General features: G+C 44.9%; 15 protein-coding genes. 14 read left to right on the top strand and 1 reads right to left on the bottom strand.

Annotated features, from left to right (window positions below):
• The first annotated feature begins 14 nt into the window (after positions 1-14).
• The 8 genes from deoC to LK536_RS47655 all read left to right on the top strand — a co-directional run bounded on the left by deoC (position 15) and on the right by LK536_RS47655 (position 8280).
• Positions 15-737 (top strand): deoxyribose-phosphate aldolase, encoded by a 723-nt coding sequence (gene deoC, locus LK536_RS47690; RefSeq protein ID WP_162158513.1) that lies wholly within the window; start codon positions 15-17, stop codon positions 735-737.
• Positions 738-955: 218 nt separating this feature from the next.
• Positions 956-1747: an SDR family oxidoreductase UcpA gene (ucpA, locus tag LK536_RS47685; protein ID WP_025482961.1), complete on the top strand. Its 792-nt coding sequence runs from the start codon at positions 956-958 to the stop codon at positions 1745-1747.
• Positions 1748-1751: 4 nt separating this feature from the next.
• Positions 1752-2834, top strand: a complete 1083-nt coding sequence (locus LK536_RS47680) for an ethanolamine utilization protein EutH (RefSeq protein ID WP_227796357.1) — start codon at positions 1752-1754, stop codon at positions 2832-2834.
• A gap of 290 nt (positions 2835-3124) precedes the next feature.
• Positions 3125-3232: an AAA family ATPase gene (locus tag LK536_RS47675; protein ID WP_420315232.1), complete on the top strand. Its 108-nt coding sequence runs from the start codon at positions 3125-3127 to the stop codon at positions 3230-3232.
• A gap of 953 nt (positions 3233-4185) precedes the next feature.
• Positions 4186-4926: a LytR/AlgR family response regulator transcription factor gene (locus LK536_RS47670; protein ID WP_227796356.1), complete on the top strand. Its 741-nt coding sequence runs from the start codon at positions 4186-4188 to the stop codon at positions 4924-4926.
• Positions 4892-6208, top strand: coding sequence for a GHKL domain-containing protein (locus tag LK536_RS47665; protein WP_227796355.1), 1317 nt, complete (start codon positions 4892-4894; stop codon positions 6206-6208). Before LK536_RS47670 ends, LK536_RS47665 begins: the two co-directional genes overlap by 35 nt.
• Positions 6209-6460: 252 nt before the next feature.
• Positions 6461-7213 (top strand): hypothetical protein, encoded by a 753-nt coding sequence (locus LK536_RS47660; protein ID WP_025482953.1) that lies wholly within the window; start codon positions 6461-6463, stop codon positions 7211-7213.
• A 17-nt stretch (positions 7214-7230) separates the two neighbouring features.
• Positions 7231-8280: a DUF6709 family protein gene (locus LK536_RS47655; RefSeq protein ID WP_227796354.1), complete on the top strand. Its 1050-nt coding sequence runs from the start codon at positions 7231-7233 to the stop codon at positions 8278-8280.
• A gap of 416 nt (positions 8281-8696) precedes the next feature.
• Here LK536_RS47655 and LK536_RS47650 read toward each other — a convergent pair whose 3' ends face one another.
• A complete protein-coding gene (locus LK536_RS47650) occupies positions 8697-9701 on the bottom strand; it encodes an ABC transporter substrate-binding protein (RefSeq protein ID WP_227796353.1) in 1005 nt (334 codons plus the stop codon).
• Between the two features lie 215 nt (positions 9702-9916).
• Here LK536_RS47650 and LK536_RS47645 point away from each other — a divergent pair, with 215 nt between their 5' ends.
• From LK536_RS47645 to LK536_RS47620, 6 genes are all read left to right on the top strand, one after another.
• The gene (locus tag LK536_RS47645) at positions 9917-11023 is read left to right on the top strand and encodes an HNH endonuclease domain-containing protein (protein WP_227796380.1); all 1107 of its coding nucleotides are present in this window, start codon (positions 9917-9919) and stop codon (positions 11021-11023) included.
• Positions 11024-11086: 63 nt separating this feature from the next.
• A complete protein-coding gene (locus LK536_RS47640) occupies positions 11087-11674 on the top strand; it encodes a class I SAM-dependent methyltransferase (RefSeq protein ID WP_227796352.1) in 588 nt (195 codons plus the stop codon).
• On the top strand, positions 11644-14133 hold the full coding sequence (locus LK536_RS47635; RefSeq protein WP_227796351.1) for a DEAD/DEAH box helicase family protein: 2490 nt from the start codon (positions 11644-11646) through the stop codon (positions 14131-14133). The genes LK536_RS47640 and LK536_RS47635 overlap by 31 nt, the downstream gene beginning before the upstream one ends.
• Before the next feature lie 48 nt (positions 14134-14181).
• Positions 14182-14679 carry a hypothetical protein gene (locus LK536_RS47630; RefSeq protein WP_227796350.1) on the top strand — a complete coding sequence of 166 codons (498 nt, stop codon included), beginning with the start codon at positions 14182-14184 and terminating at the stop codon, positions 14677-14679.
• Positions 14680-14901: 222 nt separating this feature from the next.
• Complete coding sequence (locus LK536_RS47625; RefSeq protein ID WP_506092182.1) at positions 14902-16050, top strand: DNA (cytosine-5-)-methyltransferase; 1149 nt, start codon at positions 14902-14904, stop codon at positions 16048-16050.
• Entirely contained in the window at positions 16050-17168 is a 1119-nt protein-coding gene (locus LK536_RS47620) for a type II restriction enzyme NmeDI-related protein (RefSeq protein ID WP_227796348.1), read from the top strand. The genes LK536_RS47625 and LK536_RS47620 overlap by 1 nt, the downstream gene beginning before the upstream one ends.
• The last annotated feature ends 3 nt before the right edge of the window (positions 17169-17171 follow it).

Below are 17171 nucleotides of genomic sequence, written 5' to 3'. Positions count from 1 at the left end.
GAAAGGCAAAGAAAATGAAAGAGTACAGAAAAGACGTATTGACAGTAAAGGATATCGCTTACATGATGGACCCCAGCGTTTTAAAGCTGGACACCACAATCCGGGATGTTGAGGCCATGGTCGAGGCATGCAGGAAATATGACTTCGGTTCCTGTTTCTGCTGGCCATGCTATTATCCGCAGCTGGTGGAGATGTTAAAGGGCACCAACACGGCGTTTGGAACCTCCCTTGCATTCCCATCCGGCCAGGAATCCACAGAGACCAAGGTGTATCTGGCCCATGATTTCATGAAGCTGAACCCGGTGGAAAATGATATGGTCATGAATGTGGGCTGGCTGAAGGCCGGACTGTATGACAAGGTCCTGGAGGACATCAAGGCGGTCAGGGAAGCAACCAGGGGGACCTCCCTGAAAGTAATCATCGAAGCAATGGTTCTGACGGATGAGGAGATTGTAAAGGCATGCGAGCTGTGTATTGAAGGCGGCGCGGACTATGTTAAGACCGGAACCGGATTTTCCAAAGAGCCTACCAGCCTCCATCACGTGGAACTGATTAAGGCAACGGTAGGGGACCGTGCAAAGGTGAAGGTTGCAGGGGGCGTCCGGGATCTGAACACTCTCTTAAAGATGTATAAAAGAGGCGCGTGCAGATTCGGCATCGGACTTAGCTCTGCTGTGAAGATTATTGAGGAGGCCATTGCGCTGGGGCATGATATTGATATGTCTACGGTAGAGTGATGGGGCTGTGGCGGAGTGATGGGGCTGTGGCGGAGTGATGGGTCTGCGGTGGAATGATGGGTCCTGCGGTGGAATGATGGGTCTGCGGTGGAATGATATATCCACGACAGGCCGATGATCGGTAAAAACTGATGGTGACAGATGCGGACAGATAGAGATGGATGAAGATGAATGAAAATGCCGCCTGTGCGGCATTTTCAGGTAAGGAGAATAGGAATATGGGAAAACTTACAGGTAAGACTGCGCTGATTACAGGCGCTTCACGGGGAATTGGGGAAGGGATTGTAAAAATTTTTGCAAAACATGGGGCCAGGCTGATTCTTTTAGATGTGTCCCCGGAAGCCAAAACACTGGCGGAAGAACTAAAATCCCAGGGATATCCCTGCGCGGCGGTCCAGGCTGATGTGCGTGATGCTGCCCAGGTGGCGGCGGCTGTTGCGGAGGGAACGCAGCAGATGGGGGAAATCGATATACTGGTCAACAATGCAGGCGTGTGCAGGCTTGGTAACTTCCTGGAAATGAGTGACGCGGACAGGGATTTCCATATTGACATCAATATAAAAGGGGTATGGAATGTGACAAAAGCCGTACTTCCCGGAATGGTGAAACGGGGAGACGGAAGGATTGTCATCATGTCTTCCGTGACCGGGGACATGGTAGCGGACCCGGGGGAGACAGCCTACGCCCTTTCCAAAGCAGCACTGGTGGGATTTACCAAGTCCCTTGCTGTGGAATTCGCCGGTTCCGGCATCCGTGTCAACGCCATCTGTCCGGGTTATGTGCGTACTCCCATGGCTGAGAGCATTGCCCGTCAGTCAGATCCTGAGAATCCGGAATCCGTTCTGACTGAAATGGCAAAGGCAATCCCCATGAGACGGCTGGCCGCACCCACAGAGGTGGGGGAACTGGCAGCCTTCCTGGCATCGGATGAATCCAGCTATCTGACAGGTACCCAGTCCGTCATCGACGGAGGAAGCACACTGCCGGAAAGCGTCAGCGTAGGAGTTTAACTGTATGATACTATCAAAGGGCATCGTGTTTATAATGGCCCTGTTCCTGGTTGCCGGCGGTTTGGATAAAATCGCCGGCAACCGTCTTGGATTGGGACAGGAATTTGAAAATGGTTTCCACGCCCTGGGGCCGCTTGCCTTAACCATGGCGGGCATCACCAGTCTGTCCCCGCTGCTTTCTGGATGGCTGTCCGGCGTGGTGGGACCTTTGGCTGCAAAAGCAGGGATTAACCCGGCCATGGCCCCGGCCCTCCTGATACCGGTTGATACTGGATGTTATCCGCTGGCCCATGCCATGACAACGGATGGGCTGGCAGCCGACTTCGCGGCCCTGATAGTGGCGTCCATGCTGGCAGCCAGCGTGACCTTCAGCGTTCCGGTGGCATTGACCATTATTAGAAAAGAAGACTACGGATCCATGGCAATGGGCACCATGGCGGGCCTTATTGCACTGCCTGCCGGCTGTCTGGCCGGAGGCCTGCTGCTGGGACTGCCTGTGGGCATACTGTTGCTTAACCTGCTGCCCGTAATCCTGGCTGCCCTGGTTCTGGCCGCCGGATTGTTCTGGTTCCCAGATCAGACAATCCGCTTCTTTGTACTGTTTGGAAGAAGTGTGGTAGTGGTCATTACCCTGGCATTGATAACAGCCGCCGCACAGGAAATGACAGGGATAACGGTTGTAAAAGGGATGGCGCCTTTAAAAGACTCCTTTGTCATCCTTGGGAGCATTGCCGTCATGCTGTCCGGCGCATATCCCATGATGGCGGTGATCCGCAGATATCTGAAGGGTCCTCTTGGCAGGGCGGGAAGATACCTGGGTGTCAATGAAACTGCCATGGCCGGATTCCTCTCCACCCTGGCTAATAATGTTCCAATGATGGCAATGGTAAAGGACATGGATGAACGGGGTAAGGTGCTTAACTTCGCATTTGCCACCTGCGCTGCATTTACATTGGGCGACCATCTGGGATTTTGTTCCGCGGTTGCGCCGGAACGGATTGGGGCCATGGTGTGCGGAAAACTGGCCGGAGGTGTGCTGGCGGTGGGAGTGGCTTTGTGGCTGGTAAGGGGGAAGCGGGGGGAGTAAGAAAACAAGGGAAAGTAAGAAAAACAGGGGGAAGAGGTATGTTGGGTGGACAGGCCCCTGCAGTGGACGGGTTTCTGCAGCGGACGGGTTCCTGCAGCGGACGGGTTTCTGCAGCGGACGGGTTTCTGCAGTGGACGGGTTCCTGCAGTGGACGGGTTTCTGCAGTGGACGGGTTTCTGTAGCGGACGGGTTTCTGCAGTGGACGGGTTTCTGTAGTGGACGGGTTTCTGTAGCGGACGGGTTTCTGCAGTGGACAGGCCCCTGCAGCGGATTGGTCCCTGTGGCGGCCTGTGAAGGTGGAACTGATTATCCATCCCCGGAGATTTGGCAAAACGTTGAACATGACAATGCTCCGGGGATTTTTTGATATTATGGAGGAAAGCAGTTCTGTTGATTGATGAAATGCAATCAGCCGGATACAATCAGCCGGATATGAGCAGCTATGAATATGGATACTATGAGTGGCCGGGACCGTTTTTCTCTAATTTTTAAGTGAGCGCAATGAAAGGAAAAACCCCGCGCTGTACAGTCATTGACAGCCAGCTATGTGTGAAGTGGATTTATTTAGCGGTCCTAAATACGTAACAATTAAAGATAAAAACCACGGAGCCGGAAGGATTTAAGTTCCTTCTGGCTCTATTATCCCTTCTGTCCTGCGGTCCATCCAAAATTTAAAACGAAGTATAATTAAAAGCAGGTGGCAGGTGTTCTGATGCCCTGCTTTTTATGTATGTATTTGACCAGCAGGATACGCCGCCATTTCCCTGGCAAAAAAATGTGAGTGACAGAAGGGCTCCTGTTTCAGGGGTAGTATAAGCTAACCTGTATTTTCTCTAAAAACCAGGTATTGCATGTCTCCGCACCCTATTTTATAATGAAGTAGTATGTCTTAACCGCCTATAGGCAGGACGGGTAGGATTATTTATGAAAATATGCATTGACATGAACCACTGAGATGTTGATGTATGGTGAATAATGAAAAGCTGGAAATTAAGAAAGCCGGATGCTGTTTAAAGGAGCGGAACATCAAATACCAGCTGCTGGCTTAAAGGGAAGGGCATGAGGATAGGGAACTATTAAGGGGAAGGTAACAGGTATCAGTGTGAAACAGGCCGTGGGCGGACTGGAGGGTCATGTTGGCTGTTGATTGAAAAGATAAGGGCGTGCTGGTAAAACAATCCGGTCTAAACTAAACCAATCCAGTTCAATATAGCCAATCCAGCATTATCCAATCCAGAGCATTATCCAGTCCAGCATTATCCAACCCAGCCAGGTCCAATCCAGCCAGGTCAACCCAGCCATAAGTACCACCTTGGCCCATGGATATAAGAATAAAAGAGGGGGTAATCCCGTGGAGATACTTCGTGTGGCTGTCTGCGATGATGACAGGGAATATCTGGAGCAGATTGAAGAGGAAATAAAAGCATATATTGAGGGGCTGCCAGGAGCCATGGATTTGCAGATAAGCCTGTTTACCGATAGCTGCAGATTATATGAGGCGGGGATTAAACAGCCTTTTGATTTGGCGTTTCTTGATATTGAGATGCCGGGGAAGGATGGTTTCTGGCTGGCAGGGCAGTTGGGGGCCAGCTGCCCGGAAACCAGGCTTATATTTGTATCCAGCCATGAGAGCTGGGTTTTTGACTCCCATGAGTATATGCCTCTGTGGTTTGTAAGGAAGGGACTTTTAAAACGGGATATGAACCGGGCGCTGCAGAAATATTTTCAGGTGACGGCCCGCAGGAAAATCAGTTATAAAATCCAGGGCGGCTTTGGGGCGGGGGAGGTGCTTTTGCGGGATATCTTGTACATAGAATGCAATGGCCACACATTGACATACAGGATGTCCGGCGGCGCAGAGTACTCTGTCTATGGGAGCCTGAAGCCTGTGGAGGAGGAACTGAAGGCGTATGGTTTTATCCGTATCCACCGGAATTACCTGGTGAATCAGTCCCATGTTTCCCAGATAGGGAAAATGGACGCTGTCCTTAAAAATGGTATGGTTGTTCCTGTGGGAAGGGACAGAAGAAAAGGGGTAAAGGAGATGATGATGGAATATGGAAGGAAGCGCGGTAGCCAGTTATGTGATTGATGTATTGTCCACCATCATGGCTGTGGAATATATGGATCATGGTTTTGAAAAGAAATATTCCGGCGCTGCCCGAATCATGCTGTTTGCAGGCGGATGTACTGCCTATTATGGAATCATGGCCCTGCTCAACCGTCATGCGGCTTTTGAAGGGTGCCTGGGAATCAGTTATGGGGTGGTGCTGGCAGCCTATGGCTTCATTGCACTGAATGGGAAAATGCAAAGGATCCTTGTCCACAGCTTTCTATGGGTATTGGTAGCCATCAGCAGTTCCTACATGATGTATGGGGCAATGGGGATTATCACGGGCAGTAGTCTTAATACGCTGCTGGTCATGGACCGGAAGGCTGTTGTGTTTCCGATGCTGGCGGGATGCGCCCTTAAATTCTCCATGGGACGGGCAGCCCTGGCTTTGTACGGACAGAAAAAGGGGATGGGACAGGCAGAGGATGGAATGCTGGCAGGTACATTTTTCTGCATGTTTATTCTGATTCTGGGAATGTTTCTTCTGGAGGAAGGCAGACTGGACCAGAGGGGGAGATATTTTTTATCCCTTTGTATGCTGGCGGGAATCTTAGGGGTGATAGTTCTCATTGGAAGCTTTTATCACCGTCTGGAGCAATACCGGAGGGAGCAGTGTGAGACGGAATTCAGAAGGGAAACCAGATTCCAGCAGGAGGAACAGATAAAGGATTTATACAGAATGGGCCGGGAGGTAAACCATCTTCGTCATGATATGAAGGGACGTCTGAATGTGCTGTACCGCCTTGTGACAAAGGAGCGGTACGGCGAGGCGGCCGATTACATTGAACGCATGGGGGCAGATTTGGGCAATTATCCGGAACTGCCACAGGATACAGGGAATGAGGGGCTAAATGCAGCCTTGATTAAGGCTGTTCAGGAATGCCGGGAAAAGGGAATCCGGTTCCGGTACGTGGTCATGGGCAGACAGGACAGGATTGACAGCATGGACATGGGAACTCTTTTGTATAACCTGATTTCCAATGGAATCGAGGCCTGTATGGAGGCGGGGACAGGACGGGAATTGGAACTGGTGGTGAGGGAGGAGGAAGGAACAACAGAAATTTTCATGGAAAATACCATTTCCGGGTCCGTGATGAGGGACAATCCTAATCTGGAAAGCAGAAAACCGGAGAATCGGTATCATGGATTTGGCATGGAGACTATCCGTGGTATTGTTGATAAATATCAGGGATGCTATAGTTACCGTGAAGAGACAGGACGGTTTATTCAGGAAATCAATCTGCGGGAGGTTTCTGAATGAACCGCCCTGCTTTTTGTGTCGAAATAGTACGGTTTATGCTGTGCCAATTGTTTTTTGATGCTAAATCCGTATAATAAAACCAGAGCGTGTTTGAAAATTGCTTTCCGTCGGCTGTGCGTAATTAACGGGCGCTTTATTCACCGCTAATTAAGGTAGTACTAAGGCAGTATCCTTTTATATCTGTGTGGATTCCGAAGTGATTCTGCCATCAAAGGATACCCTGGAAAGGTATGGAAAAGGAGGAAATACTATATGACGGCTCAAAACAAAGAACCATACATGGAGTTTATGAATGAAGACTTCATGAAGAAAAATTATCCGGAAGGCTCTGTGTTCAAGGCTTACAAGAAATCCCTAAAAGGAGTCAATGCGGGGCTGGGCATGTTTTTCATGATTGCATTTCTGGCAGGGAGTATTGCTGGCCTGGCCTGGTCCATAAACAGGACATTGGAGATAATCCGGGATGCAGAGGAAAATATGCTGGGGGTTGGAATTGGGATTTGCGTCTTTTTTCTTTTGCTGGTCCTGCTATTTGGAGCGGTTATCTTTTTCATAACAAAAGACATGAGGAAAACCGTGGATGACTGGATCCGCTTTTTTGCCAAGGCAGGCGGCTTAAGCGAACAGGAGATACGGGAATTTGATAAACAGGCCATGGAGCCGGACACCTTGATCCTGAATCATCTTGGGAAGCTGAAGTCATTTACAACCGGGCAGAAGAAAGGGATATTAACCAGGGATTATATCTGCCTTTACGGCAGCAATGCGCCCAATATACTGAAACTCAGCCATCTTAAAGAAGCTTACCTGCAGGATAATACATACTATGTTAAAGTTGGGAACACCAGTAAACAGGCGCATTATCTGACCATCAATCTGAAGAACATGGATGGAAAAAACGCATGGGCAGAGACATCACTGGAAGCAGCCAGGGCGCTCCAGGAGGAATTGGAGAGCCGTTGTCCCGGGATTGACACTGCCGGAGGCGCGGTGCTGCCGGGATAGGATGAGGGGGGAATGGTATGGAACATGAAACAACGGACAGGAGAACAGTGGAAACTGAATTCAGGAAAGGCATGCTGCGTTCCAGGGTGCCCATAGGGCTGATTATAACTGCCCTTGGAATAGGTATGGTAGTATTGATAGGCAGCTATCTGATGAAATATTTCCGTGGGGCAATTCCGCTTCGGGAGGTGTACCGGACAGAACAGGCGGGAGAGGAATATGTAAGCTTTGATATAGATTATGTGCTGGACGTTTTCATGGAAAGCTACCGCACCCGCTATGGAGTACGGTCCAAGAGCAGCGTATATTATCTGGTGCTGGACGAGGAGGCTGGACCTGTCCCTGTCCGCGTTTCCGCGAAAATGGAGGCGGAAATGGACCGGATCATGGACGAGACCTGGGATTACTTAAGCGGTGTCCGTCCTGTGCCGCCTATTGGGATGCATGTGGAAGGAACCTTGAAAAAACTGAAGGATGATGGAAAAACATATTTTGACAGGACTGTCAGCAGTTTCAATCTGCCATCTGAAAATGAGAGCTATTACCTTTGGGCCGGTATATTGGATAACCAGTCGCCCTCCAGTGCCATGGGAACCACTGGTCTTGGGGCTGTCATCCTGTGTTTGGGGCTTTTTATCCTGGCTCCGATTCTGGGTAAGGACCATATAAAAGCAGTACAGGTATTTCTGGACAGCCACAAAAACATAACCAGACAAATGGTGGATGAAGATTTCCAAAAGGTCCGGAAGATAAGCGGCACATTCTGGCTGGGCGAAGACTTCTCATATGGAATAACGGGTAAGCCTGTAATCCTGGTGAACCAGGAACTTAAAAAGGTTTGTTTCCGGGTGCAGAGGGTTGGGCGCGGGACCAGTGAAGAATTGGTGTGCACCACGGCGGATGGAAATGAATATGGGTTCACCATGAATAAGAAAAAGGCAGATGAGGCCATAGCCCTCTATCAGGCCAGGTATCCTGCCCTTAAGATGTCTTCCGGTTTCAAAGGAAGACTTATGATGATGGGGGATGGGGATACAGAAGGCGGAAGCCAGGATGCCGGGGAATGAAAGGATAGGGGTGTGTGTGGAAAGCCGGATATAGGCATTTCCTATATTGGTGTATACTCTGTCAGGGCGGGTATTATTTTAAATGCCGGTTTTCGGCCTTTATATGTGTGCGTGTAAAAAGGAAGGGGATTTTCTTGTGAAAGCCAAGAAGATTCCCTTCCTTTTATGTTTATCTGATTCTGTTTATCTTAATCTGCGATTATATTATATTGCGTTTATCTTATTATGCTTACTTAACAACACGCTTATTTTGTATTAACAACATGCTTATCATGCACTATGCTTACTTTATATTATTTTATATCATGCTAATCTTACATCATGCTCATTTTTACATCATTTTATCCCAATAGCATTCGTAAAGAATGAATCGTATGGGTTGATAATGTCCTTAAATTTACTCAGGGATCCATCCGTTATTTTGCTGCTTCCTGTGAGAACTGTGTAGTAACAAGATCTTCATAGGGAACGCGCTGTGACAGCTCGCCTGCCTCTTCTAAGATATTTTCCAGAAGTTCAAAGCTTTCCTTTTCAAATACAGTGTCATCTTTCCAGGTATCCTGGTCCTTGTAGCGGCCTACGATAGTGGCGATTTTGTCTACCGGGGTCTCCTTGAACTGGGGGGCGATGGTCTTGGCGATTTCTTCGGCTGAGTGGGAGTTCACGTAGTCCATGCCTTTTTGGATGGCATTTGTGAACTTCTGGATTAACTCCGGATTTTTCTCCATATAACTCTTCCTTGCACAATATGCGGTATAGGGCACGTAGCCGGATTCCGTTCCAAGGGATGCCACTACGCTTCCGCTGCCTTCGCTCTCCAGGGTGGTTGCAAACGGTTCAAATTCCACGGTGTAGTCAGCGTCGTCGCTGGTAAATGCAGCAGCGGTCAGCCCGAAATTGATGCTCTGGTCAATTGTCAGGTCTGTCTTGGGGTCAAGGCCGTGTTTTTTGAGGATATACTCAAATACCATCTGGGGCATGCCTCCCGCACGTCCACCAAGGACTTTCTTGCCTTTCAGGTTTTCCCATTTGAAATTATCTTCCGGCTGGCGGCCCACCAGGAAGTTGCCTGCGCGCTGGGTCAGCTGGGCAAAGTTCACGGCGTAGTCCTGGGAACCTTCCTGGTACACATAGATGCTGGCCTCGGAACCCATGAAGCCAATCTGCGCATCGCCGGAGATAAGGGCGGTCATGACCTTGTCTGCCCCGGCGCCGTTGACCAGAGTCAGGTCGATGCCTTCGTCCTCAAAGTACCCAAGCTCAATGGCTGCATACTGTGGGGCGTAGAAGATGGAGTGGGCTACTTCGTTGAGGACCAGGGGCGTGTTGCCGGAGACTGCCCCGCCCGGGGTTTTTGAACAGCCGGTAAGGGCAGCGGCGGCCAAGGCTCCTGCCAGTAGGATGCTTATAAATTTTTTCATAGATACTCCTTGTATTTGTTGGGGTTTAGTATAGTTTATTAAGGGGGACGGGCGGGGGTGAGGGAAAATGTGAAAATGTCAGGATAAGAAAGGGGATATACAGGTAAAAAACTAAATCTTGTGGTATAATGTTGTAAATATATGTATTTAGTAACGGAGATTCAGGCGAAGACATCCCTGACAGGTATATTTCGAAGGATGATAAGGAGGAAATGATGCAGCTTCCATCTTCAGAAACAATCGATATTGAATATTTGGGCAGATTGTTTGACAAGAAAAGTGAATCATACAAATTATTCTGGTTTTTGGCTATTGTAGATAAAGTCAGTAGTGGAAAATCCTATTTGACATACGATGAGCTGATTAACCGGATGATTGCAGATTCATGGTATATGGTTACGGAATTCAGGCTGAATCTGGGGCCATCCGATACCCTGGAAGCTCTTGTAAAATATATTTACCAGATAAGCGGACTTAAGTCAAATGAAGAACCAGATGTAATACTCTCTTTTTTGAACCTGCTTAATGATAAGAAGGTGGCTGAAATGAAGCGGACCATTACACAGAATGTTCCATACAGGCTTCAGGCCCCCTTTACAAAACAGATAACCAATGATATGTGGAAGGGTTCCAGAAAGAATCTGGCAAAAAAGTTAAATCAGGAAAAGCGGTTAATATATTATTTTACTGAGCTTGCCGGAATGAAGACTGCTATCGAAATACAGCCGGAGTGGTGTGACTACATCAGTAAGAATAAGGAGATATTAAGAGGCTGGGTGAGGTACAATCTGATTATGTATCTGCAAAGACGGAATCCCAATGTACCGGGAATTGCAGAGAAACTGGATATACCGAAAAGAAGACGGCTGAATCTGGTCATTCAATACTGGAAGAAGATTATTGAAATAAAACCGGTCAGCGAAATATATCTAAACCAGTCACTGACAAGCAAAAATATATCTATTGACCATTTTGTTCCATGGTCTTATGTGGCTCATAATGAATTCTGGAACCTTCATCCCACGACAAAGAATATTAACAGCCAAAAGGGAAATAACCTGCCGGACTGGGACATATATTTCCCGGCGTTATGTAGGAAAGAATATTTTTCTTATAATATGATGTGGGAATATGAGATGGTTCACGAAGCATTCGAAAAATGCAGGAACGTACATATTAACAGCGATGAGGTTTATATGAAGCTATATAAACCGGGATTGAATGAGGACGAGTTCCGTAATAATCTGGAGAATATCATGCTCCCGGTATATAAATCCGCTCAGAATGCTGGATTTAGAGGATGGAACTTGAAGAGCATTTAGTAGATTATGCAGCAATGGATTTATTGATTATTCAGTTGGGATGAGAGGAGTAATAATAAACAGATGAAAGATTCATTAGAATATTATAACCTGCACGCAAAAGAGTTTTTTGATAACACAAGGGACGTTGAGTTTACAGAGATGCAGAACCGGTTTTTAAAATATCTGGATTCCGGAGCCAGGATACTGGACTTTGGATGCGGATCTGGCAGGGATACAAAGTATTTCCTGGGCAAAGGCTTTAAGGCAGATGCAGTGGACGGTTCGGAGGAGCTGGTTAAGATAGCATCGGAGTATATCGGCGCCAGGGTCAGACAGATGTACTTCCAGGATTTAGATGAATATGAAATATACGATGGTATCTGGGCCTGCTCCTCCATTTTACACCTGACATACAGTGATTTGACTGAAGTGTTTGTGAAAATGGCCCGTGCGCTGGTTCCTCATGGGATTCTGTATACATCGTTTAAATATGGAACGGATGAAGGGGAACGGAACGGGCGCTATTTTACGGATATGACTGAGGATAAGATGAAACGGCTATTAGATGCTGCCGATGTATTTTCAGTTGAGGAAATGTGGGTGACATCTGATGTAAGACCGGGGAGAGATGAAGAGAAATGGCTGAACATGATTTTGAGGAAGAAGTAAGGGGCAGAGGTGATATGCGGTTTGATATCGGACCATGTGAGGTGATGACAGGGGGAATGGATAAAAACCGATTCCTTTTGTACCAGTTAAGGCTCAGTATGATGAAGGCAGGGCATATAGATATCATTGTGTCATTTCTCATGGAGTCAGGTGTGAAGATGATTCTGGATGATCTGGATCAGGCTCTGGAACGTGGCGCAAAAATCAGGATATTAACGGGCAATTACCTTGGCATCACACAGCCGGGGGCATTGTATCTGATAAAGGATAAATTAGGGGACCGGGTTGAACTTCGCTTTTATAATGATAAGGGCCGTTCATTCCACCCCAAAGCCTATATTTTCCGCAATGGGGATTGGGGAGAAATCTATATAGGTTCGTCCAATATATCCAAGAGTGCGCTTACATCAGGAATTGAGTGGAATTATCATTTTGACAATAGACGTGATGGCTATAATTTCAGGCAGTTTTATCATACATTTGAGGATCTGTTTTATAACCATTCCATCATAATAAATGACCAGGTCCTGAAGCAATATTCAAAGGAGTGGAAAAAACCGGCAGTCCAGCGGGATTTGGAACGGTATGACAGTCTTGGCAATGAAACGGAAGGTGAAGGAGGATTTGAACCAAGGGGAGCGCAGATTGAAGCTTTGTATGCATTAAAATGCAGCCGCAGGGAAGGTGCAGAGAAGGGATTGGTCTATGCGGCAACCGGCATAGGAAAGACGTATTTGGCAGCTTTTGATTCACTTGACTACGAAAAAGTTCTCTTTGTGGCACACAGGGAGGAAATATTGAAACAGGCGGCTGAGAGTTTTCGGAATGTGCGGCATTCGGATGATTATGGATTTTTTACCGGTCAGGACAAATGCATTGGAAAGGCGGTAATCTTTGCATCGGTATCAAGCCTGGGAAAGCCGGCTTATCTGAATGAGGGGTATTTTTCCAGGGATTATTTTGACTATATTGTGATTGACGAATTCCATCATGCGGTGACGGACCAGTATAAACGGATTATGGAATATTTCAGGCCTAAGTTCATGCTGGGGCTGACAGCCACACCAGACAGGATGGATGGAAGGAATATATATGAATTGTGCGATTACAATGTGCCATATCAAATCAGTTTAAAGGATGCGGTTAATAAAGGCCTGCTGGTACCATTTCATTATTATGGTATTTTTGATGAGACAGTGGATTATTCCGGGATACATAGGGTTAAAGGAAAATACGCTGAGGAAGAGCTGACTAAGGAACTGCTGGTCAACAGAAGGTACGAATTGATTTACAAGCATTATATGAAATACCGCTCAAAAAAGGCATTAGGGTTCTGTTGTTCCCGTAAGCATGCGGAGCAGATGGCAAAGGAGTTCTGTCTTAGGCATATTCCGGCTGCAGCAGTGTACAGCGATTCAGACGGTGAATATGCGGAGGAGAGAGGTGAAGCCATAAGAAAACTCCGGGCTGGTGAGATAAAGGTCATTTTTTCAGTGGACATGTTCAATGAAGGACTTGATATCAGTGAGATTGATATGGTCATGTTCCTAAGACCAACGGAATCGCCAGTGGTATTCTTGCAGCAACTTGGCCGCGGGCTGCGTAAAAGCAGGAATAAAGAGTATCTGAATGTACTGGATTTCATAGGAAATTATGAAAAGGCAGGCTCTGCCCCCTTCTTATTAAGTGAAAGGCCTTATTCCAGCGCCGAAGCGGAACGGATGCAGCAACAGGATTTTGAGTATCCGGATGACTGTGTGGTGGACTTTGATATGCGCCTGATTAATCTGTTCCAAGAGATGGCTAAGAAAAGGGCTAAGAAGGAAGAGCGGGTCCGGGGAGAGTATTTCCGCATTAAAGAGCAGCTGGATGGCAGGGTGCCCACCCGGATGGAGCTGTTCACATATATGGAGGATGAAATCCTGCAACTGTGCGGGAGCTTGAAGAATAGCCCGTTTAAACATTATCTGAGATACCTGGACGGGCTGAATGAATTGGGGGACAGGGAACGTATTATTTTCCAGGGGATTGGGAATGAGTTCCTGGAGTTACTGGAAACCACCCAGATGTCAAAGTCTTATAAGATGCCGGTATTGATGGCTTTTTATAATGATGGGGATATTAAGACGGCGATTGATGAAGATGATATTTACCGCAGTTATATGGAGTTTTATCATACAACGAATAATTGGAAGGATTTGGAAAAAGACAAAGGGACCAGTGATTTTAAGTCATGGGATAAGAAACGATGCGTCAGCGAGGCATTAAAGAATCCGGTAAGGTTTTTGATGCAGTCCGGCAATGGATTTTTTGTGCAGGAAAAAGGGGCGGTGCTGGCGTTGAATCCGCAGCTTCATGAGGCGGTACGGCTGGATGGGTTTGCGGAGCAGATGAAGGATGTGATTGAATACCGGTCGATGGATTATTATCGGAAGTGGTATGAAGGGGCGAAAAGTTAAAGCTGAAAAGGGTCATTATATATTTTGTGTTTTTAAGGAGGAGAGTTTGTGGAAGGACATGTCAAAAAATTGGATTTGAAGCTATTCTCAACAGACGAGTTGATTAAAATATATAGTAGTGTCATAAAAGAGTTAAAGGATAGGGAAATAATAAGGACAAACAATGTTATTGGGGAATTGGGAGAATATCTTGCAATAAAATATTATAATGAAACGCCCAATCTTCCTAATCTGGTGTCTGCGCCAATTGGAACCGAAAATATTGATGCTATAAGTAGAAGGGGAGAACGATATAGTATTAAATCAACAAGTAAAAATGTAACAGGAGTTTTTTATGGATTAGAACCAAAGGGTTCTGATATACAAGATACACAAAAGTTTGAATATGTTATAATATGTAAATTTGATGATAATTATAATTTAATAACGATTTTAGAAATGGATTGGAATACCTTTTTGAAAAATAAACGTTGGCATAGCAGAATGGGAGCTTGGAATATAGCATTGACTAAAGAGCTTGTAAAACAATGTAAAAGAGTCTTTTAACTTTTGAAGTTATAAGTTAATATTGATATTAAATTTATATGTTAAAAATTCATGTAATTCTTGAAACCTAAACAAATGTTCGGTATAATTATGTGCGAGGTGACACAAAGGATGGATGTATTAACACCAGGGTAAGGATATTAGAATGAATACTGATGATTGTGTAAAGGTGATTCAGGAGGCGATTTTTTCATCAATTATCGAAAATGATACTTTTTAGATATGAAAACGGAGGAATACAATAAAATGGATATTAGAAATGTACGGATTTTTTCTTTTTTTTCAGGTAGTGGTTTATTAGATGCAGGGTTTGAAGACTGTGGATTTACTATTTCAATGGTCAATGAGTTTTTCGAACCATTTATGGAGGCATATATATATGCTAGGCAACAGATGCAAATAGATAATCCTGAATTTGGAAATGTTTTATGTGATATAAATGATTTTTTAAATCAATATGATAGAAGAAGAGAATTAAGAGAGTTTTTGGAGTTGTTACATAATAGGCAAAAGGTTATCGGATTTATCGGAGGTCCTCCATGCCCGGATTTTTCCATTGCAGGTTTGCAAAGGGGGAGGGATGGCCAAAATGGAAAGCTTTCGCTATCCTACGTAAATCTAATTCTAGAAATGTTGCCGGATTTTTTCCTTTTTGAAAATGTCCGGGGATTGTGGAGTACTCAAAGGCATAGAGCTTATTACGAAGAGTTAAAAACCATGCTCCAGAATAGTGGATATATTACAACTGAACGTTTAGTAAATTCGTTAGAATACGGAGTGCCTCAAGATAGAGAGAGAATTATACTGATTGGCTTCAAACGAGAATTATTGTGTGAGAATTGGATAAATGAAAATAATACATTAAATAATTTTGACTGGAATAATAATATACGGTTCGATGCGGATGAAGTAAAAGCAATGCAATGGCCTACGCATACACCGTTTCAAGTGGATTTGAATACACTATGTCCAGAAAATATAATCAGAGAGCTAACTGTAGAAAATTGGTTTGGCAGAAATGATGTTTATAATCATCCTAATTCACAAGATTATTTTAGACCAAGGGCAGGTTTAGCTAGAATGCTTGTTATTGACGAAGGGGATACTGAAAAGAAATCATATAAACGACTTCATAGATGGAGATATTCGCCGACATGTGCTTATGGAAATAATGAAGTCCATCTTCATCCATATAAACCTCGAAGAATAAGTGTATCTGAAGCTATGGCGTTACAATCGTTGCCTCGGGAATTTGAATTACCACCACAGATGAGCTTAACTAATAAATTTAAAACCATCGGTAATGGTGTTCCATATTTACTTGCAAAAGGTGTGGCACAGACGATATCAGACTATATGGAGATGATATAATGAGAAGATTAACTGTAGGGAATATTATAGCAGCGATTAATCATTTAAATAAAAATGTTGATTATGATTATATTAATTCTACAACTACTGGTAAAATCCATATTACGAGAATTAAAACAGGAGGACCGATATATATAAAAAGATATAACCCGTCATTGACACTTGAAGTGGCATCGAAGCAGAGAACTGCAAGAACATTAGAAGAAGCGCAGGAAGTATCTATATCGGCAAAAATGATTCAACGTTATGTTAATGCAATAGAAGAGGGAAAGCCTGTTAATATAGATAGAGTGTTAGGGGCAAGTTATAATACACGTTCTGTGCTAGAGTCCTTATTGGCATATACGCCTGAATTTTATTATTGTTATCCAGGAAGAATTTATATTGATGGAGGTAAAGAAAAAAAGGTTGAGAAAGGTCATAAGCATTTAATATGGCTACCTGATATGCCTCACGAGACGGGAAAGATTGCTCTTTACGAGACTAATCTGGTTATTTCGGAAATTCCTCAAAAAGAAAATGTGTATGATGCTTTGCATATACCAGCCACGGTATTTCCAGGTGGAATGGATATTGAAATACAGAGACGGCATGTTCAAATACAGATTGCATTATATTATATTGGATTGAAGCTAGGTTACAAGACCTGGATTGCAAAAAATGATAAGGGAATAACATATCAGGGAAAGCGGTTATGTGAGTTTCCGGAGATGATATCTTCATTGGATGATGAAACAATGCTCTCTGCATTTCCTGAAGCAACTGATGCTGCAACTTATATTGATTGCATATGGTTTAAAGATAGGAAGTGGTTGCCATCTGTAATGGAGGTTGAACATACAACCGGTATAAAAACAGGAATTGACAGAATGATGGTTTTAAAAGACACAATACCATCAATAGATACGAGATATGTGATTGTTGCTCCTGATGAGGATAGAAGTAAAGTCTTTGATATAGCATGTACTCCAATGTATCGGAGAATGGATATTAAATATTTGGCATACTCATCAGTCGAGGAGTTGTTTTGGATTTGTAATAATAGAAATATTGGTAATTCGGTTAACGACTCTTTTATTGATTGTTTTTTGGAAAAAACAAGCGTTTTATATGATTAATTA

Source organism: Clostridium pacaense (assembly GCF_020709765.2).
GTDB lineage: Bacteria > Bacillota > Clostridia > Lachnospirales > Lachnospiraceae > Enterocloster > Enterocloster hominis.
The sequence above is the reverse complement of the archived record's forward strand: the minus strand, read 5'-3'. Positions and strand labels throughout refer to the sequence as shown.